Origin of the sequence: Roseateles chitinivorans (genome assembly GCF_002761755.1) — a bacterium.
GTDB classification, from domain to species: domain Bacteria; phylum Pseudomonadota; class Gammaproteobacteria; order Burkholderiales; family Burkholderiaceae_C; genus Roseateles; species Roseateles chitinivorans.
In genome coordinates, this window is record NZ_PEOG01000027.1 from 51,600 (window position 1) to 70,700 (window position 19,101).

Below are 19,101 nucleotides of genomic sequence, written 5' to 3' on the forward strand. Positions count from 1 at the left end.
AGACGCCGCACAGCCGATATGGCGTACCCGCTGCTCGCGCGCATCAGCGCTCGGCGGCGGGCGCCGGACGGCGCCGACGAGACGATGACCCGGCTCGCGGCCCCCGCCCAGCACACTCCGTAAAGACGAGTTCGGCGAGGGCCAACTGACGTTGGAGCATCCGCGCAGTGACATCACGATCGATCTTGTAGTCGGCCTTGACCCGCAAGGCCCGCTGCAGAGCGAGATGCTCACCGATGCGGCGTGAACGACTGGCCATGTCCGGCGGACACGCGCGGTCCGGGTTCAACAATCGGTGGATCAGACGCTCATGCACGCCGAGGCGACCTTGGTCATCGCCTCGCCTGGGCAGATGCCACTCCCAGAGGCGTGAGCGGTGATAGGACGCGTAATAGGCGCGACTGGCCGAGGCACGCCACCAAGCCTCCCCATCCTTGGACATCAAGGCTTGCGAAACCTGCAGAAAACTTTCGGCGCTCACGCTCATGGCGAGACCTCCGGAACATGGATCGACCGGATCGGTTCAATCTGCGGAGCGTCCGCAGAAGCTGACCATGAAGAACCCTTTCAGCAGGTCCTGATCGGCGAGTCGGGAAAGGAATCGCTCGTCCCAGATGAGCGACCTCTTCGGACTCATGTCCAGGGGCACGACATAGATGGCACCGGCTGCGACCTCGTCCACGCAGGTGATGTCGAGCCAGGGCGGCCCCGCCAGCCGCAGGGAATGACGTCGGACGAAACGCGCTGCGCGTTTCAGAATCAAGAGCATGTACTCGACCGAAGCCCGGTGATGGGCCAGGACACGCCGAAGCTCCTGCGGCACCTCATGCCAGTCGGCGTCCTCGCATCGCGCCTCGAGACCTTCGTCCGCCATCGCGCCGAAGACCGTGCGCGGGAAGCGCAGGGCCTGCGACAGTGCCTCGATGGTGGTTGGGTCGTCGTTCATCGTCGTCGTCATGAGCTGCTCCTTCTTGACAGGTCCGGGCCTGAAAGGCTGCAGTCTCCGCGCGCCCCGCGCGCTCGTCATTCCTCCGAAATGCGGTCTTGGCGGGGGAACTGATGGTCGATGGTCAGTCCCCCTATCGATACTGACCAAGGCTATTGGCGCTCAGGGCTTCATCCCCTCAGCTGTACTTTCTCTCCAGCGCATCCCACGCCGGCTTGCCCACCAGCCGCTGGCGTTCGGCGAAGGGCGCGACCAGCGACGGGTCCTCGTCGAGACGGCGCTGCGACTTCAGCACACCCAGCGCCTTCTGCATGCCGGCCACCGCGCCCTGCAGCGCCGCATTGGCGTACAGCACGATGCCATAGCCGAGCGTCTGCAACTCCTCCGCGTCGGTGATCGGCGTCTGGCCGCCGATCACCATGTTCATCAGCTGCGGCACCGGCAGGCGCCCCGGCAACGCCCGGATCTGATCCGGCGTGGTCACCGCCTCGACGAACAGCAGGTCCGCGCCCGCCTCGGCGAAGCGCAGCGCGCGCTCCACCGCCGCCTCGAAGCCCAGCGTCGCGCAGGCGTCGGTGCGGGCCATGATCATCAGGTCCGGGTCCCGCCGCGCGTCCACCGCCGCCTTGATCTTGCCCACCGCCTCCTCGGTCGAGAGGACCGCCTTGCCGCTGAAATGCCCGCAGCGCTTGGGCGCGACCTGGTCCTCCAGCTGGATGCAGTCGGCGCCGGCGCGCTCCAGCGTGCGCACCGCATGCCGCACGTTCAGCGCATTGCCGAAGCCGGTGTCGGCGTCGACGATCAGCGGCAGCTCGACAGCGTCGCGGATGCGGGCCGTGTGATCGGCGATCTCGGCCAGGCCCATGAAGCCCTGGTCGGGCAGACCGAACCACATGTTGGTCACGCCAGCGCCGGTGATGTAGAGCGCCTCGAAGCCGAGGTCCTCGATCACCCGGGCCGACAGCGCATTGAAGGCGCCCGGCACCAGCACGCCGCGGCGCGCCGCCACCAGCGCGCGCAGCGCCTTGCGGGGAGAAGTCATGGGAGTTCTTTCGAAGGAAGAAGGATTTCAGCGGGCACGCGTACGACGCCTTCCATCAGGACGCGCGCGCTGCGGCTCATCACGGCGCGCGTCACGCGCCATTGGCCATCGACGAGCGCCGCCTCGGCGCCCACGCGCAAGGTGCCCGACGGATGCCCGAAGCGCACCGACGCACGCGGCGCACCGCCGGCCGCCTCGCACACGACGGTGCCGGGGATCGCCGCCGCGGCGCCGATGGCCACCGCGGCCGTGCCCATCATCGCGTGGTGCAGCCGGCCCATCGACAGCGCCCGCACCAGCATGTCGATGTCGCCGGCCTCGACGATCCGGCCGCTCGAGGCGCGATAGCGCTGCGGCGGCGCCACGAAGGCCAGCTTGGGCGTGTGCGGGCGCGTCGCTGCCTCGTCGAGCGCGTCGATCAGCCCCATGCGCAGCGCCGCGTGGGCGCGGATCGCCTCCAGCCGACGCAAGGCCGCCGCGTCGCCGTTGACGCTCTCCTGCGCTTCGGTGCCGGTGTAGCCGAGCGCCCTCGCATCGACGAAGACCGTGGGAATGCCGGCGTTGATCAAGGTCGCGCGCAGGCGGCCGGCAGCGACCAGATCTTCGGGCAGTGCCAGTTCGTCGACGACGCGGCCGGTGGGGAACATCGCGCCCTCGCCCTGCCCGCCAGCACCAGCCCTTGCATCGGCGCCGTCGCCGTCGTCGCCCGGATCGAGGAAGGCCAGCTCGATCTCCGCGCCCGGGAAGGTCACGCCATCGAGCTCGAAATCGCCGCTCTCCAGCACCCTCCCGTCCTGCATCGGCACCCGCGCCACGATGGTCTTGCCGATGTTGGCCTGCCAGATGCGGACCGTCGCTTGTCCGTCGCGTGGCAGCGTCGCCGCGTCGATCAGTCCAGTCTCGATGGCGAAAGGCCCGACAGCGGCCGAGAGGTTGCCGCAGTTGCCGGACCAGTCCACCAACGCCCGGTCGATCGCGACCTGACCGAAGAGGTAGTCCACGTCATGACCGGGCCGCGCGCTGCGCGACGCGATCACCACCTTGCTGGTGCTGGAGGTCGCGCCGCCCAGGCCGTCGATCTGCTTGCCGTAGGCATCGGGGCTGCCGATCACCCGCAGCAGCAGCCGGTCGCGTGCGGCGCCCGGCTTGCGGCAATCGGCGGGCAGGTCCTCCAGCCGGAAGAACACGCCCTTGCTGGTGCCTCCCCGCAGCAGGACGGCGGGGATCTTCAAGACGGGCAGGAAGCTCATGTCATGGCCTCGGTCATTGGCGGCACCGCGGTCGCGAGGAAGTCCTGGGCGAAGCGCTGCAGCACCCCGCCCGCCTGGTAGATCGACAACTCCTCGGCGGTATCGAGCCGGCAGCGTACCGGCACTTCGGTGCGGACGCCGTCGCGGCGATGCAGCACCAGCGTCATCACCGTGCGCGGCGCGGCCGTGCCCAGCACATCGAAGCGCTCGGAGCCGTCGATGCCCAGCGTCCGCCGCGTCGTTCCGGGCAGGAACTCCAGCGGCAGCACGCCCATGCCGATGAGGTTGGTCCGATGGATGCGCTCGAAGCCCTCGGCGACGATCGCCTCCACGCCGGCCAGCCGCACCCCCTTCGCGGCCCAGTCGCGCGACGAGCCCTGGCCGTAGTCCGCGCCGGCGATCACGATCAGCGGCTGGCGGCGCGCCAGGTAGGTCTCGATCGCCTCCCACATGCGCATCACGGTGCCGTCCGGCTCCAGCCGCGCCAGCGAGCCGGCGATGACCTCGCCCGATGCGTCGCGGACCATCTCGTTGCGCAGCGTCGGATTGGCGAAGGTGGCCCGCTGCGCGGTCAGGTGATCGCCGCGGTGAGTCGCGTAGGAATTGAAGTCCTCCGCCGGCACGCCCATGCGCGCGAGGTACTCGCCGGCGGCCGATTCCACCTCGATCGCATTGGAGGGCGACAGGTGGTCGGTGGTGATGTTGTCGGGCAGTACCGCCAGCGCGCGCAGGCCGCGCAGCGTGCGCGCGCCGGCCAACGCCCCCTCCCAGTACGGCGGCCGCCGGATATAGGTCGAGCGCGGGCGCCAGTCGTAGAGCGGCTCGGTCGCGTCGGCCGCCGCCGGCGCGATCGCGAACATCGGGTCGTAGACGCGCCGGAACTGCGCCGGCTTCACGCAGCGGCGCACCAGCGCGTCGATCTCCTCGTCGTCCGGCCACAGGTCCTGCAGCCGGATCTCGCGCCCGTCGACGACGCCGAGCACGTCGCGCTCGATGTCGAAGCGGATCGTGCCCGCCAGCGCGTAGGCCACCACCAGCGGCGGCGAGGCCAGGAAGGCCTGTCGCGCGCGGGGATGGATGCGGCCATCGAAGTTGCGATTGCCGGACAGCACCGCGGTGGCATAGAGATCGCGCTCGACGATCTCGCGCTCGATCGCCGGGTCCAGTGCGCCGGACATGCCGTTGCAGGAGGTGCAGGCATAGGCGACGACGCCGAAGCCCAGCGCCTCGAGGTCCGCCAGCAGGCCGGCCTCCTCCAGGTAGAGCGTCACCGCGCGCGAGCCCGGCGCCAGCGAGGACTTCACCCAGGGCTTGCGGACCAATCCCAGGCGCCGCGCGCTGCGCGCGAGCAGGCCGGCGGCAATGACATTGCGCGGATTGCTGGTGTTGGTGCAACTGGTGATGGCCGCGATGATCACCGCGCCATCGGGCAGGCGTCCGGGCTCGTCCACCCAGGGCGCGGCGATGCCGCGCTCGCGCAGCATCGCGGTCGGCAGCCGGCGATGCGGGTTCGACGGCCCGGCCAGGGCGCGCTCGACCGCGCCGATGTCGAAGCGCAGCACCCGGCGGTAGGTCACACCGTCCAGCGTGCCGCCGACGCCGGACCACAGGCCCGCCGCCTTGGCGTAGGTCTCGACCAGACGCACCTGGTCGTCCGCGCGGCCGGTCAGGCGCAGGTAGGCCAGCGTCTGCTCGTCGATCCCGAACAGCGCGGCGGTCGCGCCATATTCGGGCGCCATGTTGGCGATCGTCGCGCGGTCGCCCAGCGTCAGCCCGGCAACACCGTCGCCAAAGCATTCGAGGTAGGCGCCGACCACCTTCTCGCGGCGCAGGAACTCGGTCAGCGCCAGCACCAGGTCGGTGGCGGTGATGCCGGGCCGGCGCCGTCCGGTGAGCTCGACGCCGACGATCTCCGGCAGGCGCATCCACGACGCGCGGCCCAGCATCACGCTCTCCGCCTCCAGGCCGCCGACGCCGACGGCGATCACGCCGAGCGCGTCGACATGCGGCGTGTGGCTGTCGGTGCCGACGCAGGTGTCCGGATAGGCGATGCCGCCGCCGGCGTCGCGCTCCACCTGCACGACCGGCGACATCCGCTCCAGGTTGATCTGATGCATGATCCCGTTCCCCGGCGGGATCACCTCGACATTGCGGAACGCGCGCCGGCACCAGTCGATGAAGTGGAAGCGGTCCTCGTTGCGCCGGTCCTCGATGGCGCGGTTCTTGTCGAAGGCGGCGGGATCGTCGCCCCCGCATTCGACCGCCAGCGAATGGTCGACGATCAGCTGCACCGGCACCACCGGGTTGACCTGGGACGGATCGCCGCCGCGCGCCGCGATCGCGTCGCGCAGGCCGGCGAGGTCCACCAGCGCCGTCTGACCCAGGATGTCATGGCAGACGACGCGCGCGGGATACCAGGGAAAGTCGCGTTCGCTCAGGCCGTCGGCCAGTTGCAGCAGGCAGGCCTCGAGAAGGACCGGATCGCAGCGGCGCACCAGGTTCTCGGCATGCACCCGCGCCGTGTAGGGCATGCGGGTCCAGGCGCCGGGGCGCAGCGCCTCGACGGCGGCGCGGGCGTCGAACCAGTCGAGGTCGGTGCCGGGCAGCGGCCGACGCCATGCGGCATTGACCGGCGCGGCGGCGGCGATGGTGGCGGCAGGGGCGACGCTCATTGACGCGCTGCCAGCGGCACGAAGGCCTGGTCCTCGGGGCCGGTGTAGACGGCGCTGGGACGGATGATCTTGTTGTCCTGGCGCTGCTCGACGACATGCGCCGCCCAGCCGCTGGTCCGGGCGATCACGAACAGCGGCGTGAACATCGACGTGGGCACGCCCATCAGGTGGTAGCTCACCGCGCTGAACCAGTCGAGGTTGGGGAACATGCGCTTGACGTCCCACATCACCCGCTCGAGGCGCTCGGCGATGTCGAACATCTTGGTCGTGCCGGCCTCGATCGACAGCTGCCGCGCCACCTGCTTGATGATCCCGTTGCGGGGATCACTGATCGTGTAGACCGGATGGCCGAAGCCGATGACGACCTCGCGAGCCTCGACGCGGCGGCGGATGTCGGCCTCCGCCTCGTCCGGCGAGTCGTAGCGCTTCTGCACTTCGAAGGCCACCTCGTTGGCGCCGCCGTGCTTGGGTCCGCGCAGCGCGCCGATCGCGCCGGCCACGGCCGAGTACAGGTCGCTGCCGGTACCGGCGATGACGCGCGCGGCGAAGGTCGACGCATTGAACTCGTGCTCCGCGTACAGGATCAGCGAGGTGTGCATCGCGCGCTCCCAGCCGGCATCGGGCCGTCGGCCATGCAGCAGGTGCAGGAAGTGCGCGCCGATGGAGTCGTCGTCGGTCTCGACCTCGATGCGGCGGCCCTGCGTCGCCCAGTGGAACCAGTACAGCAGCATCGACCCCAACGAAGCCATCAGCCGGTCGGCGATGTCGCGCGCGCCGGGCAGGTTGTGGTCGTCCTTCTCCGGCAGCACGCAGCCGAGCGCGGAGACGCCGGTGCGCATCACGTCCATCGGATGGGCGCCGGCGGGCAGGCGCTCCAGCGCTTCCTTGACGCTGGCCGGCAGGCCTCGCAGCGCCTTGAGCCTGGCCTTGTAGGCGCGCAACTCGGCGGCATTGGGCAGCTTGCCGTGCACCAGCAGGTGGGCGACTTCCTCGAACTCGCAGGCCTGGGCCAGATCGAGGATGTCGTAGCCGCGGTAATGCAGGTCGTTGCCGCTGCGACCGACGGTGCACAGCGCGGTGGTGCCGGCGGCGACGCCGGACAGCGCGACGGATTTCTTGGGCTTGAAGGCGGGGGCGAGGGTCTCGCTCATGGGGCTCCTCCTGGGATGGCGGAAATGCCGGCATGCGGCCTGCGGCGATGCGGCAGATGCGGGAATGCGGGGATCAGCGGAAGGTCTTGATGCCAGCCATCGGGGCATGGGATAGTCGCGTTATTCGCAATCTTTGCAGCCGGGCCACTGAGGCTCAATGGCTGAATTAGCAATGAAGTGCGAAGTCGATTCGCCAGATTTGCAAATTTTGCGAATCCAGAAGCGAGTCCCCCGTCCTCATTTCCCGGTGCGACACGGATGCGCAAGACCTTCCTCGGCGTGAAGCTCAAGACCCTGCGCGAGCAGCGCGGCCTGACCCAGGCGGCGCTGGCACAGGCGCTGAAGCTCTCGCCCAGCTACGTGAACCAGCTCGAGAACAACGAGCGTCCGTTGAGCGTCGCGGTGCTGCTGCGGCTGCAGTCGGCGCTGGGCGTGGACCTGCAGTTCTTCTCCGAGGACGACGAGGCGCGGCTCTTCGCGCAGTTGCACGAGATCGTGGCCGAGACACCGGTGCCCGGCGGCGTGCCCGAGTCGGAGCTGCGCACGCTGGTGCAGCAGATGCCCGGCATGGCGCAGCTGATGCTGCGGCTGCACGGGCGGGCCCGCGGCGCCGAGCAGCGGGTGAGCAACCTTGGCGGTCATGAGCGCGGCGCCGGCGCTATCCCGGGACCTGGCCCGCACGAGGAGGTGCGGGACTTCTTCTACGCACACCACAACCACATCGACGCGCTGGACCGCGCGGCGGAGGCGCTGGCGATCACGCTCGCCGACGGCGCGACGGCCAGCACCGGCATCAGCACGACGCTGCCGCCGCCCCTGCCGCTCTCGCAGCAGGACCTGGCGCAGCGGCTGGAGGCCCACCTGATGAGCGCGCACCGGATCCAGGTGCAGGTGGTGCCCGACGAGCGCCTGCGACGCTACGAACCCGCGCAGCGCCTGCTGCTGCTCTCGGCATCGCTCTCGCCCGGCCAGCGCGCATTCCAGCTCGCCACGCAGCTGGCCTACCTCGAATGCGGCGCGGAGATGGATCGGCTCATCGCCTCGGCCAGCTTCAGCCCGGAAGCGGCGGCGCTGGCGCGCATCGGCCTGGCGAGCTACTTCGCTGGCGCGCTGGTCCTGCCCTATCGCGCCTTCCTGTCCGCGGCCCAGGCCTTGCGGCACGACATCGCGCTGCTCGCCAAGCGCTTCGGCGTCAGCTTCGAGACGGTGTGCCATCGGCTCTCGACGCTGCAGCGGCGGGAAGCGCGGGGCGTGCCCTTCTTCTTCGTGCGGGTGGACCGCGCGGGCAATATCTCCAAGCGGCAATCGGCGACGGACTTCCACTTCTCCCGCAGCGGGGGCACCTGTCCGCTGTGGAACGTCTACGAGGCATTCGCCCAGCCGGGCCGCGTGCTGACGCAGGTCGCGCGCATGCCCGACGGACGCAGCTACCTGTGGATCGCGCACTGCGAGGTGCGGGCGACGGGCGGCTATGGATCGCCGGCCCGCGAGTTCGCCATCGGTCTGGGCTGCGACCTGCGTCACGCGGAGCAACTCGTGTACGCCAAGGGACTGGACCTCGGCGACCCCGCCAGCGCCACGCCGATCGGGCCGGGCTGCAAGCTGTGCGAGCGCGAGGGCTGCGCCCAGCGCGCGTTCCCGGCGCTGGGCAAGCGGCTGCGCATCGACGAGAACGAGCGCGCCGCGGAACCCTACGGGACGCGCTAGCCGCCTGCCGGCCCAGCCACCAGCTGCTGCACGCTCGAGAAGTCCAGCCCGCCGCGGCCGGCCAGGCGATTGAGCGCATAGAGATTGCGCGCCAGCTCGCCCAGCGGCACCGCGGCGCCGACCTGCAGCGCCGCCTCGATCGCCAGCCCCAGGTCCTTGAGCATCAGGTCGTTGCCGAAGCCGCCGGCATAGCCGCGCGACGCGGGCGCCTCCGGCTTGACGCCGGGCCAGGGATTGCAGACCTCGGTGGCCCAGCTGCGGCCGGTGCTGACCGCCATCATGGCCGACAGCGCCCGGGGGTCCAGGCCGTGTGACGCGCCGAGTGCGAGCGCTTCCCCGGTGACGGCCATGATGACGCCCAGCGCCATGTTGTTGCAGAGCTTGGCGACCTGGCCGGCGCCAGCGCCGCCCAGATGGAAGACATGCCGGCCCATCGCCGCCAGCAGCGGCCGTGCGCGATCGAGCGCGCTCGGCTCGCCGCCGACGATGAAGGTCAAGGTGCCGGCCGCGGCGCCGGCGGTGCCGCCGGAGACCGGCGCGTCCAGCATCGCCACGCCTCGCGCCGCCGCGGCCTCCGCGACGCGCTGCGCGCTCGCCGGGGCGATGGTGCTGCAGTCGATGACGAGCGTGCCGGCGGGCAGGCGCGCCAGCAGGCCGCCTTCGCCCAGGTACAGCGCCTCGACATGGCGGCTCGCCGGCAACATCGACATCACGACCGAGGCGCCCTCCACCGCCGCCAGCGCCGATGGAGCGGCGATCGCGCCGGCCTCGGCCGCCTTGGCCAGCGCGGCCTCGCTGAGGTCGAAGGCGGTGACGACGTGTCCCGCCTTCACCAGGTTGGCCGCCATCGGCCCGCCCATGTGGCCCAGACCGATGAAGGCCACGCGCTCGGCGCTCGCGGCGTGCGGCGCCATGCCAAGAGCGGCTTCCGGCGCCGCATTCGATGAAGTCATGGTCCTGTCTCCTTGTCGTTCATGTACGTGGGCGATGGACCGCCCTCGCGTCGATGAATGCCGCGCTCGCCATCACGGCGCATCCAGCCGCCGTTTCGCGCTGGGGGCGGCAGTCAGCGCAGATCCGCCAGCGGATGCGGCCCCTCGAAGCGCGGCACGAGCAGCGCGTCGACCCAGGCATCCCCCGCCTCATCGAGATCGGCCGGCTGCCAGCGCGGCGACCGGTCCTTGTCGATCAGCAGCGCGCGCACGCCTTCCGCGAAGTCGGGGAACACGCAGCAGCCCACCGACGCCTGGTACTCGAGGCGGAAGGTCTCCGCCAGCGAGGCCTGCCGCAACCGCCGCTGCAGCGCGACCGCCAACGCGGCCGAGGTCGGCGATCCCTTCTGGAAGGCCGCGCCCGCGGCGGCGAGCCAAGGATCCGCGTCGCCGGCCAGCGAGCGCAGCCGCGGCGCGATCGTCGCCAGGCTGTCGTGCGGACCGATCAGCGCATCGATGCGGGCGCGGTGCGCAGCCAGCGGCGACGCCGCCAGCTCCGGCGCGGGCAGACCGCGCAGCAGGTCGTCGAGCGCCTCGGCATCGGCCGCGCGATCGCCCGACCATCGCGTGCGCGCGATGCCTTCGAGCAGCGCGCCACCGTCCTCGGCGCGCGCGGCCCGGTCCGCCAGTCCGGCCCAGAGGGCATCGGCGGCATTCAGCGGCGCGCCGGTCAGCGCCAGGAACAACCCGGTCCGGCCCGGCAGGCGCGACAGGAAGCGGCTGCCGCCGACGTCGGGATAGAGCCCGAGGCTGATCTCCGGCATCGCGAGCCGGCTGCGCGGCGTGACCACGCGGTGCGACGCGCCGACCATCAGGCCGATGCCGCCGCCCATGACGATGCCGTGGCCCCAGACCAGCAGCGGCTTGGGATAGCGATGGATGGCGTGGTCGAGGCGGTACTCGCGCTCGAAGAACGCGGCCGCGTCGCGCGGCACCCGGCCCGCGCCGGCCGCCTTCATCGCGCGATGCAGCCCGACGACGTCGCCACCGGCGCAGAACGCCTTCTCGCCGTGGCCATCGAGGACCACGCCGGCGATGGCCGGGTCGTCGGCCCACGCGTCCAGCCGCGCCTGCAGGGCATCGACCATCGACAGCGTCAGGGCATTGAGGCTGCCCGGCGCGTTCAGCGTCGCGTGGCCGAAGCGATGGCCCGAGGCGGTCAGCAGCGTTCGAAAGCGCACCGGCTCGTCTTCGGCAGCGCGAGCGTTCACGGTGGCTGCCTCGGTGGCCGCAGCAGTGAGATCCCGTGCCGTCATCGCGAACCTCCACTGCGGCTGCGCCATTGCGGCGCCCGCTTGCCGAGGAACGCCTGCACGCCCTCGCGCTGGTCGTCGGACTCGAACAGCGCGACGAAGGCCTCGCGCTCGGCGGCCAGCTGCGAATGCGGCGGGGCCGACCGCGCGCCCTGGATCAGTCGCTTGCAGGCCGCGACGCTGGCCGGGCTCTGCCCCTGCACGCGTTCCGCCCATTGCAGCGCGAGCGTCAGCGCGCCGCCCTTGGGCGTCAGCGCGTCGGCCAGGCCGATGCGCAGCGCGGTCTCGGCGTCGACGCGCTCGCCCAGCAGCACCATGCGCTTGGCCCAGCCCTCGCCCACCGTCCAGCTCAGCCATTGGGTGCCGCCGGCGCAAGGCAGCAGGCCGACGCCGGCCTCGGGCAGCGCCATCACGGCCTGCGCCTCGACGATGCGCAGGTCGCAGGCCAGCGCGCATTCCAGGCCGCCGCCCATCGCGTAGCCGTTGATCGCCGCGATGCTGACGCCGCGGAAGGCGGCCAGGGCCTCGAAGGCTTCTCCGAAGCGGCGCGCCATCGTCGCGGCGACGCCGGGATCGCCGGAGGCGAAGAGCTTCAGGTCCGCGCCGGCGCTGAAGAACTTCTCGCCCTCGCCGGTGACGACCAGCGCGCGGATGTCGGGATCGGCGTCGAGCGCCTCGACCAGGCGCTTCATCGCCATGAGGCTGTCAGCGGTCCAGGTGTGTGCCGGCGGATTCGCCAGCGTGATGAGCGCCGTGTGTCCGCGGCGCTCCAGGCGCAGGCCGGTGGGGCCGCCGTCGGCGGCGGTTGGCGTGTCAGTCATGGGGTGTGTGGATGGAGGAAGGGAAGCGCCGCGCCGGCGTCGTTGTCGGTGCCGACGCCCATGTCGATGTCGATGTCGAAATGGCGTCGTCGATGCGTTCGCCGCCGATGGGCGGCGTGGCGAGGGCGTGGCGTGGGCCCGGCATACCGTTGGGGGCGACGGTCGAGGGCGACCTCACCGGATCGCCTCCGGTGCGTGGTCCTGCAGCATCCGGCGCGCGACGATGACGCGCATGATCTCGTTCGTGCCCTCGAGGATCTGGTGCACCCGCGCATCGCGCAGATAGCGCTCCAGCGGGTATTCGCGGATGTAGCCGTAGCCACCGTGGATCTGCAGGGCCTGGTTGCAGACCTCGAAGCCGATGTCGGTGGCGAGCCGCTTGGCCATCGCGCAATAGACCTGCGCGTCCGGCGACCCGGCGTCGAGCTTGGCCGCGGCCAGCCGCACCATCTGCCGCGCGGCGACGAGCTCGGTCGCCATGTCGGCGAGCTTGAACTGCAGCGCCTGCATGTCGGCCAGCGGCCGCCCGAACTGGCGCCGCTCGTGCATGTAGCGCTGTGCCGCAGTCAAGGCGCCCTGCGCCGCACCGACCGAGCAGGTCGCGATGTTGATGCGTCCGCCGTCCAGCCCCTGCATCGCGATGCGGAAGCCCTGCCCCTCGTCGCCCAGCCGATGGGCCGCCGGGACCCGCACGCCGTCGAAGGCGATCGCGCGGGTGGGCTGGCTGTTCCAGCCCATCTTGTCCTCCTTGCGGCCGTACTGGATGCCGGCCGCGCCGGCCTCGACCAGGAAGGCCGAGATACCGTCCGCGCCCGGACCACCGGTGCGAGCCATCACCACCAGCACGTCGGTCGCGCCGGCGCCCGAGATGAAGGCCTTGCCGCCATCGAGCAGATAGTCGTCGCCCGCCCGCCGCGCGGTGGTGCGCAGCGAGGCCGCATCCGAGCCGGCGCCCGGCTCGGTCAGGCAGTACGACGCCAGCGCCCGTCCCGCGCACAGCGCCGGCCCCCAGCGCGCCGCGACCTCCGGCCGCGCGAATCGGGTCACCATCCAGGTCGCCATGTTGTGGATGCTGAGGAAGGCGGTCGTCGACGGGCAGGCCGCCGCGAGTTCCTCGAAGACCAGCGTCGCGTCCAGTCGCGGCAGGCCCAGGCCGCCGGCGGCCTCGGCGGCGTACAGGCCGCAGAAGCCCAGTTCGCCGGCATGCCGCAGCGTGTCGCGCGGGAAGATGGCCCGCGCGTCCCATTCGGCCGCATGCGGCGCCATCTCGTCGCGGGCGAAATCGCGCGCCGCCTGCTGGAACGCGCGTTGCTGCTCGTTGAGTTCGAAGTCCATGGCGGGCTCCGGCTCAGCCCAGGCTGATCGTCGTATTGACGCCCCCGGTCGAGGCGTCGTCGAACCAGCGCGCGGTGACCGTCTTGGTCTGCGTGTAGAAGAGCACCGCCTGCCTGCCGTAGGGGCCGAGGTCGCCGAGCTTGGACGCGCGCGAACCGGTGAACGAGAACAGCGGCACCGGCACCGGGATCGGCACGTTGATGCCGACCTGACCGACATCGATCCGGTCCTCGAAGCGGCTCGCCGCCGCGCCCGACTGCGTGAACAGCGCGGTGCCGTTGCCGTTCGGGTTGGCGTTGATCATCGCGATCGCCTCGTCCAGCGTCGCGGCCTCCATCACGCACAGCACCGGGCCGAAGACCTCCTGCTCATAGATCGTCATGCCGGGCTTCACCCCGCTGAACACGGTCGGGCCGACGAAGTTGCCTTCCTTCAACTGGCCGCTCAGCGGCGGCAGCCGGCCGTCGAGCGCCAGCGTCGCGCCGCCCTCGATGCCGCGCGCGATGAGCTGCTCGACGCGATCGCGCGCCGCGCACGAGATCAGCGGCCCCACGTCCGTCGTCGCCGAATCGCCGGCGCCGACGCTCAGGCCCCTCGCCTTCTCGATCAGCTCCGGCAGCCAGTCGCGCGCCGCGCCGACCAGCACCGCCACCGACACCGCCATGCAGCGCTGCCCCGCCGCGCCGAAGGCGGCGCCCACCAGCGCATTGAGCGTCTGCTCCTTGTGGGCGTCGGGCAGCACGACGGCGTGGTTCTTCGCGCCCATCATGCATTGCACGCGCTTGCCGGCCCGGGTGGCGCGGTCATGAACCCGCGTGCCCACGCGCGTCGAGCCGACGAAGGACACGGCGCGGATGTCGGCGTGGTCGCACAGCGCGTTGACCACGGCCTCGCCGCCATGCACGACGTTGAGCACACCCTTGGGGAGGCCGGCCTCCAGCGCCAGCTCGACCAGCCGCATCGTCACCATCGGGTCCTGCTCGGAGGGCTTGAGCACGAAGGTGTTGCCGCAGGCGATCGCCATCGGGAACATCCACAGCGGAATCATCGCGGGGAAGTTGAACGGCGTGATGCCGGCGCAGACACCGAGCGGCTGCAACAGCGTGTAGGTGTCGACCCCGGCGGCGATGTTGTGCGCGCGCTCGCCCATCTGCAGCGCGCCGATGTTGGCGGCCTGCTCGACCACCTCCAGGCCGCGAAACACGTCGCCCTCGGCATCGGCGAGCGTCTTGCCCTGCTCCGCGGTCAGCGTGGCGGCCAGCGACTTGAGGTGATCGCGGATCAGCTGCTGGTACTTGAGGAAGATGCGCGCGCGCTGCCCGATCGGCGTGTGGCGCCAGGTCTTGAAGGCCTCGCGCGCGGAAGCGATGGCGGCCTCCACCTCGTCCGGCGTCGCCATCGGCACGCGTGCCAGCCGCTGCTGGGTCGCGGGATTGACCACGTCGCGCCACTCGGCGCTGCGGGATTGAACGAATTCGCCGTTGATCAACAGCGGAAGGCGCGGCAGGTCGTCGCGGGTCATCGTGTCTCCTGGTCTCTCGCCCCTCGATCAGGGGCGCCAGAAGAATCTATCGGCGATCGGCCGGCGCGAACCGTCCGCACGGCCCTGTGAAAAGGGAAAGTGGCGAAGCGCTTCGCAGGTCGCGCGTCCGCGCCGCGAAGTTTGCGAAGACCGCTCGATGGGCACGGGTCGGGGGACCGCGCCAGCTACACGTGCGGTGGTCCACAGCGCGTGGTCGATCGGCCCCTGCGACTCATCGCGTCATCCCCAGGGCCGCCTCGAGCTGCGACGGATCGAAGACGCGACCCGCCTTGATGGTCCTGACCACCTGCCGCAGGGCAGCGATGTCCGTGAGCGGATCGCCGTCCAGCAGCACCATGTCGGCCTGCTGGCCCGGCGCGATCTCGCCGCGCTGCCCGGCCACGCCCAGCACCTGGGCGGGCGTCAGCGTCGCCAGCCGCAGGACCTCGGCGTTCGGGATACCGGCGCGCACGTAGAGCTCCAGCTCCCGGTGCAGCGTGTAGCCCGCGAAGGCATCGGTGCCCGGCATCAGCGTCACGCCGCCGTCGTGCAGCCGCTTGATCAGCTGCAGCAGGCGCGGCAGCGCCTGGCGGTAGGCCTCTTCCCTGCCGGGCGGCACGGCCACCGCGCCGGACAGCAGCCGCCGCCGCACGATCGGCGGGAAGCGCTCGACCAGGCCCTTGAGCGCCGCCGGCGGCTGGCCCGGCGCGCCCGAATACAGCCCCTCCAGGATCGCCACCGTCGGATCCAGCACCGTGTGGCGACGGCGCAGTTCGGCGATGAAGCCCGTCACCGGCGCGCTGTCCAGATCCAGCTGCAGCAGCTTTTCCGCCATCACCGTGTAGCGGTCCGGGCCCCGCGTATCCGCGACCTCCGGGAAGAAGTTCAGCACGATGAAGTTCAGGTGCTGGATCTCGTCCGCGCCGGCCTCGACGAAGGCCTGGGCGCGCATGAAGGCCGGCACATGCCCGCTGACCCGCAGGCCGCGCGCATGCGCGAGATCGGCGATCGGGCGCACCAGTTCCGGCTTGAACGATGAATAGAGCTTGATCTGCGCGTAGCCACGATCCGCATACCAGTCGACCGCCCGGCGCGCCTGCTCGAGCGTCTCGACACGCATGTCGGTCGGACCGGCCAGCGGGCCCACGCCTTCGACGATGCCGGCCTTCACCACGCGGGGACCGAGCTCGGTTCCCGCGTCGAAGCGCTGGACGCGCTCGATCAGCGGTTGGTTGTCGTTGGCCATGTCGCGCGCGCTGGTCACGCCGGCGATCAGGTCGAACAGGCCGTCGGTGCCCGAGAAGTGCTGGTGCACGTCCCACAGGCCCGGCATCAGGAAGCGGCCGGCCGCGTCGATGACCTCGGCCTCGGCCGGCGCCGGGCCGGCGTCGTCGGGCTCGACGCGCAGGATGAACCCGCCACGCACCAGCACCCGCATGTCCTCGCGCGCGACGCCGTCCCGCGGATCGAAGAGCCGGGCATGCCGGATCAACAGATCGCCGCGCGGCACATGGGTCAGCCGCCGGGCCAGGTCCGCCGCCCAGCGCCGATCGGCCTCGCGCTGCGCCGCCTTCAGGCGATCGAGCAGCCGCAGGTCGGCCGGGGCGAGCACCTCGAACCAGTCGTCGATCACGGCGGCGGTCTGCAGTTGCTCATCCAGCCACACCGGCACCGGCGTGAAGTCGATGCCCGCGATCAGATGAAGCGTCAGGCGCCGTCCGCCGGCGGTGATCGTCGGGCCCTTCGTCAGCGAAGCCTCGCCCGCCGGCAGCAGGGCCAGCCGTTGCCCAGGCGCCTTCAGCAGCGCGCGCGCCAGCACGCCGTTGAACTCCGGCGGCGGGTTGGCCGGCAGGTAGAAGGCCCCAGCCTCGGGCCAGGCCACGCGCCCCTGCTCGACGCGGTTCTTCCATCGCGCCTGGCCGTCGACGCGATCGAAGCGCTCGGCCAGCGGCGCCTTCCAGTAGTCGTGGCCCTCGGCCTCGTAGCGCAGCGGCAGGCCGCGCGCGTCGAGCGTCCAGCGCGCCCGCAGGCGATCGCCACGACCGCGCTCGCTGAAGGCATGGTCGACGAGGGTCTCATCGCCCTGGCGGCTCGACGCCTGGCGCCCGACGACCACCCCATGGATCTGGACCTGCGCCAGCCGGGCCTTCGCGCCCGGCAGCACTTCCGGCGCAGGCAGGGCGGCCGCGGCGGAGGCCGCCTCGGCGATGGCCGGTGCCCACTGGCGCCGCGGCTCGTCATGCGCCTGCGCCGCCGTGGCCCACAGCAGGCCCGCCCAGGCGGCGCACAGAAGGACGCTCCCGAGTCCCCGTCGCGAGCCAGGCGCGTCCTCGCACGCCGTCGCGCGCCCGTCTCGACTTGTCGTCGCCGTCATGTCCGGACCTCCGTCACCCCGTGGGGGGCAGTTGCCTTGCAGGATCTTTTCAGGCTGCCAGCGCGCGCAGCTCCGCCAGGAATCGCGCCGCCGCCACGTCCGACGGCCACGGCTCCCACGGCGTGCCGCCATGCAGCGCCTGCAAGGGATCGCTGTCCAGCACGGGATGCGTGATGCCGAGCACCTCGCGCACTTCGCGCTCGGACCAGCCGGTGCAGTGCACGGCCTCGGTCGCGGCGGCGATGCTGTCGGCGCGCTTGTGCAGCGCATGGGTCTCCGGCGTCCAGTCCGGCATCCGGTAGCGCGTGGCGATGGCCTGCATCAGCCGGTCGCCGACGATGCGGAAGGGCTCGCCCAACACCCGCTTGAGCGGCGAGATGCAATCGAATCCGAGAAAGCCTTCCTCGGCGTCATGCAGCAGTTCGGCGCGTTGCAGCGCGAGGGATAGCGGCGCGCCGGCCTCCTGCGCCCATTGGCGCCGCAGCGCCAGCACCAGCAGCGAGTGCTGCGCGACGGACAACGGCCAGGGCCAGATGGATTCGCCGCCCCAGCGGTAGGTGCGCGCCAGGCGCAGCGCGAGGTCCTGGTCGGTCCAGGCCTGCGGCGAGGGATTGATCAGGTCGAGCGCCGCCCCGGAGGGCAGGCGGATCCAGGCACGGGGATGGTCGGTCATGCGGCCGACTGTAGCGAGGCGCCACGCCCGCCCCTGGCCCACATCGCGTTCCCCCTGATGCCCGAACCGGCATCGCAAGCGGTCGGGATTTCATTGGTGCGCCAAGCGCCCCGTTCCTAGCATCCACCGCAGTCCCCCACCCGCCTGCGGGTGACGGACTCTCGGGCGCTCGGGCTCGCGCTCCCCGGCGCGGACCCCGCTCGATTCCCAAGACAGACAAGATCGGAGACAAGACATGACCCTCACCCCCTCGCGCCGCGCGAGCGCGTCGCGCTGGCTGCGCCAGGCGCGCGCCGTCCTCGCCCTGGGCGCCGCCGTCATCGGCGGCAGCGTCGCGGCCGCGCCCTGGACCCTCACCGGCTCCCTGGGCACGCACGACCCCAACATCTACAAGACCAGCACGACCTGGTGGATCTTCGAGACCACCGACAACAACGGCATCGGGGTGAAGTACTCCAGCGACGGCCATGCGTGGAAACAGGGCGTACCGATCTTCGGCAGCGGCCTGTCCTGGTGGCAGCAGTACGTCGCCGCCGGCAAGCCGGCCCAGGTGTGGGCGCCCGGCTGCGGCGAATGGGGATCGATGGGCTACTGCTACTACGCGGTGTCGAGCTTCGGCTCGCAGAAGTCGGCGATCGGGCTGACCACCTCGGCGGGCGGCATCGCGGCCGGCAAATGGGTCGACCAGGGCGCCGTCGTGACCTCGGCGCCCGGTGACACCTTCAACGCGATCGACCCCGCCCTGGCCCGGACCACCGGCGGCAGCCCCTACCTGGTCTACGGCTCGTTCTGGAACGGCATCTTCATCCGCCCGGTCAGCAGCACCACGCTGAAGCCTTCAGGCACGCCGGTCAACATCGCACGCGACAACGTCAACGGCATCGAGAACGGCTTCGTGATCTCGCATGCGACGAACGGGACCACCTGGTACTACCTGTTCGCGTCCAAGAACGCCTGCTGCCAGGGCGCGAACAGCACCTACCGCATCGTCGTCGGACGCTCGAGCTCGATCACCGGGCCCTACGTCGACAAGGCCGGCGTGGCGATGATGTCCGGCGGCGGCACGGTGCTGGCGTCCAGCGGCTCGCGCTTCAAGGGGCCGGGCGGACAGTCGCTGCTGGCCGACGGATCGGTCATCGCCTGGCATGCCTACGACGCGCAGAACAACGGCGCGCCGGTGCTGTTCATCAACAACGTGACCTGGGGGTCGGACGGGTGGCCGCAGCCCGTGTGGTGAGCCTGCGTCGCGTCGCGGTCCTCACGGCGGCGCTGGGAGCGCTGGCCGGACTCGCAGCCGGCTCGCTCGTCGTCCCCGCCCGCGAGCCCGTCGCGCTGGCCCGGCTGCTCGCCAGATCGGAAGGAC

The 19,101-nt window shown here is 71.3% G+C and carries 15 protein-coding genes; 2 read left to right on the forward strand and 13 right to left on the reverse strand.

Going from position 1 to position 19,101, the window contains the following annotated elements; translation table 11 throughout:
• Positions 1-43 precede the first annotated feature (43 nt).
• The 6 genes from CS062_RS25795 to prpC all read right to left on the reverse strand — a co-directional run bounded on the left by CS062_RS25795 (position 44) and on the right by prpC (position 7,061).
• Positions 44-487 carry a hypothetical protein gene (locus CS062_RS25795; protein ID WP_143742319.1) on the reverse strand — a complete coding sequence of 148 codons (444 nt, stop codon included), beginning with the start codon at positions 485-487 and terminating at the stop codon, positions 44-46.
• A 36-nt stretch (positions 488-523) separates the two neighbouring features.
• On the reverse strand, positions 524-958 hold the full coding sequence (locus tag CS062_RS11845) for a hypothetical protein (RefSeq protein ID WP_099861834.1): 435 nt from the start codon (positions 956-958) through the stop codon (positions 524-526).
• Positions 959-1,124: 166 nt separating this feature from the next.
• Positions 1,125-1,988, reverse strand: a complete 864-nt coding sequence (locus tag CS062_RS11850) for an isocitrate lyase/PEP mutase family protein (RefSeq protein WP_099861835.1) — start codon at positions 1,986-1,988, stop codon at positions 1,125-1,127.
• Positions 1,985-3,238 carry a 2-methylaconitate cis-trans isomerase PrpF gene (gene prpF, locus CS062_RS11855; RefSeq protein ID WP_099861836.1) on the reverse strand — a complete coding sequence of 418 codons (1,254 nt, stop codon included), beginning with the start codon at positions 3,236-3,238 and terminating at the stop codon, positions 1,985-1,987. The genes CS062_RS11850 and prpF overlap by 4 nt, the downstream gene beginning before the upstream one ends.
• On the reverse strand, positions 3,235-5,910 hold the full coding sequence (gene acnD / locus CS062_RS11860) for a Fe/S-dependent 2-methylisocitrate dehydratase AcnD (RefSeq protein WP_099861837.1): 2,676 nt from the start codon (positions 5,908-5,910) through the stop codon (positions 3,235-3,237). The genes prpF and acnD overlap by 4 nt, the downstream gene beginning before the upstream one ends.
• Positions 5,907-7,061, reverse strand: a complete 1,155-nt coding sequence (prpC, locus tag CS062_RS11865) for a bifunctional 2-methylcitrate synthase/citrate synthase (protein ID WP_099861838.1) — start codon at positions 7,059-7,061, stop codon at positions 5,907-5,909. The genes acnD and prpC overlap by 4 nt, the downstream gene beginning before the upstream one ends.
• 258 nt (positions 7,062-7,319) lie before the next feature.
• Here prpC and CS062_RS11870 point away from each other — a divergent pair, with 258 nt between their 5' ends.
• A complete protein-coding gene (locus CS062_RS11870) occupies positions 7,320-8,768 on the forward strand; it encodes a short-chain fatty acyl-CoA regulator family protein (RefSeq protein WP_099861839.1) in 1,449 nt (482 codons plus the stop codon).
• Here CS062_RS11870 and mmsB read toward each other — a convergent pair.
• The 7 genes from mmsB to CS062_RS11905 form a co-directional block, all read right to left on the reverse strand.
• Positions 8,765-9,682 carry a 3-hydroxyisobutyrate dehydrogenase gene (gene mmsB, locus CS062_RS11875; protein ID WP_099861840.1) on the reverse strand — a complete coding sequence of 306 codons (918 nt, stop codon included), beginning with the start codon at positions 9,680-9,682 and terminating at the stop codon, positions 8,765-8,767. The genes CS062_RS11870 and mmsB overlap by 4 nt on opposite strands.
• Before the next feature lie 152 nt (positions 9,683-9,834).
• Positions 9,835-11,016, reverse strand: a complete 1,182-nt coding sequence (locus tag CS062_RS11880) for an enoyl-CoA hydratase/isomerase family protein (RefSeq protein WP_099861841.1) — start codon at positions 11,014-11,016, stop codon at positions 9,835-9,837.
• Positions 11,013-11,834 carry an enoyl-CoA hydratase gene (locus CS062_RS11885; RefSeq protein ID WP_099861842.1) on the reverse strand — a complete coding sequence of 274 codons (822 nt, stop codon included), beginning with the start codon at positions 11,832-11,834 and terminating at the stop codon, positions 11,013-11,015. Before CS062_RS11885 ends, CS062_RS11880 begins: the two co-directional genes overlap by 4 nt.
• A 174-nt stretch (positions 11,835-12,008) precedes the next feature.
• The gene (locus CS062_RS11890) at positions 12,009-13,169 is read right to left on the reverse strand and encodes an acyl-CoA dehydrogenase family protein (protein WP_099861843.1); all 1,161 of its coding nucleotides are present in this window, start codon (positions 13,167-13,169) and stop codon (positions 12,009-12,011) included.
• A 13-nt stretch (positions 13,170-13,182) separates the two neighbouring features.
• Entirely contained in the window at positions 13,183-14,691 is a 1,509-nt protein-coding gene (locus tag CS062_RS11895) for a CoA-acylating methylmalonate-semialdehyde dehydrogenase (RefSeq protein ID WP_099861844.1), read from the reverse strand.
• A 232-nt stretch (positions 14,692-14,923) separates the two neighbouring features.
• On the reverse strand, positions 14,924-17,065 hold the full coding sequence (locus tag CS062_RS11900; RefSeq protein WP_099861845.1) for an amidohydrolase family protein: 2,142 nt from the start codon (positions 17,063-17,065) through the stop codon (positions 14,924-14,926).
• Positions 17,066-17,114: 49 nt separating this feature from the next.
• Positions 17,115-17,738 carry a phosphohydrolase gene (locus tag CS062_RS11905; protein ID WP_099861846.1) on the reverse strand — a complete coding sequence of 208 codons (624 nt, stop codon included), beginning with the start codon at positions 17,736-17,738 and terminating at the stop codon, positions 17,115-17,117.
• A gap of 235 nt (positions 17,739-17,973) precedes the next feature.
• Here CS062_RS11905 and CS062_RS11910 point away from each other — a divergent pair, with 235 nt between their 5' ends.
• Positions 17,974-18,975 (forward strand): family 43 glycosylhydrolase, encoded by a 1,002-nt coding sequence (locus CS062_RS11910; RefSeq protein ID WP_099861847.1) that lies wholly within the window; start codon positions 17,974-17,976, stop codon positions 18,973-18,975.
• The last annotated feature ends 126 nt before the right edge of the window (positions 18,976-19,101 follow it).

Coding starts and splice junctions, on each gene's coding strand:
- CS062_RS11850 (WP_099861835.1), bottom strand. CDS start 1,988: ATGACTTCTCCCCGCAAGGCGCTGCGCGCGCTGGTGGCGGCGCGCCGC.
- acnD (WP_099861837.1), bottom strand. CDS start 5,910: ATGAGCGTCGCCCCTGCCGCCACCATCGCCGCCGCCGCGCCGGTCAAT.
- CS062_RS11845 (WP_099861834.1), bottom strand. CDS start 958: ATGACGACGACGATGAACGACGACCCAACCACCATCGAGGCACTGTCG.
- prpC (WP_099861838.1), bottom strand. CDS start 7,061: ATGAGCGAGACCCTCGCCCCCGCCTTCAAGCCCAAGAAATCCGTCGCG.
- prpF (WP_099861836.1), bottom strand. CDS start 3,238: ATGAGCTTCCTGCCCGTCTTGAAGATCCCCGCCGTCCTGCTGCGGGGA.
- CS062_RS11885 (WP_099861842.1), bottom strand. CDS start 11,834: ATGACTGACACGCCAACCGCCGCCGACGGCGGCCCCACCGGCCTGCGC.
- mmsB (WP_099861840.1), bottom strand. CDS start 9,682: ATGGCGCCGCACGCCGCGAGCGCCGAGCGCGTGGCCTTCATCGGTCTG.
- CS062_RS11870 (WP_099861839.1), top strand. CDS start 7,320: ATGCGCAAGACCTTCCTCGGCGTGAAGCTCAAGACCCTGCGCGAGCAG.
- CS062_RS11895 (WP_099861844.1), bottom strand. CDS start 14,691: ATGACCCGCGACGACCTGCCGCGCCTTCCGCTGTTGATCAACGGCGAA.
- CS062_RS11880 (WP_099861841.1), bottom strand. CDS start 11,016: ATGACGGCACGGGATCTCACTGCTGCGGCCACCGAGGCAGCCACCGTG.
- CS062_RS11910 (WP_099861847.1), top strand. CDS start 17,974: ATGACCCTCACCCCCTCGCGCCGCGCGAGCGCGTCGCGCTGGCTGCGC.
- CS062_RS11900 (WP_099861845.1), bottom strand. CDS start 17,065: ATGACGGCGACGACAAGTCGAGACGGGCGCGCGACGGCGTGCGAGGAC.
- CS062_RS25795 (WP_143742319.1), bottom strand. CDS start 487: ATGAGCGTGAGCGCCGAAAGTTTTCTGCAGGTTTCGCAAGCCTTGATG.
- CS062_RS11890 (WP_099861843.1), bottom strand. CDS start 13,169: ATGGACTTCGAACTCAACGAGCAGCAACGCGCGTTCCAGCAGGCGGCG.
- CS062_RS11905 (WP_099861846.1), bottom strand. CDS start 17,738: ATGACCGACCATCCCCGTGCCTGGATCCGCCTGCCCTCCGGGGCGGCG.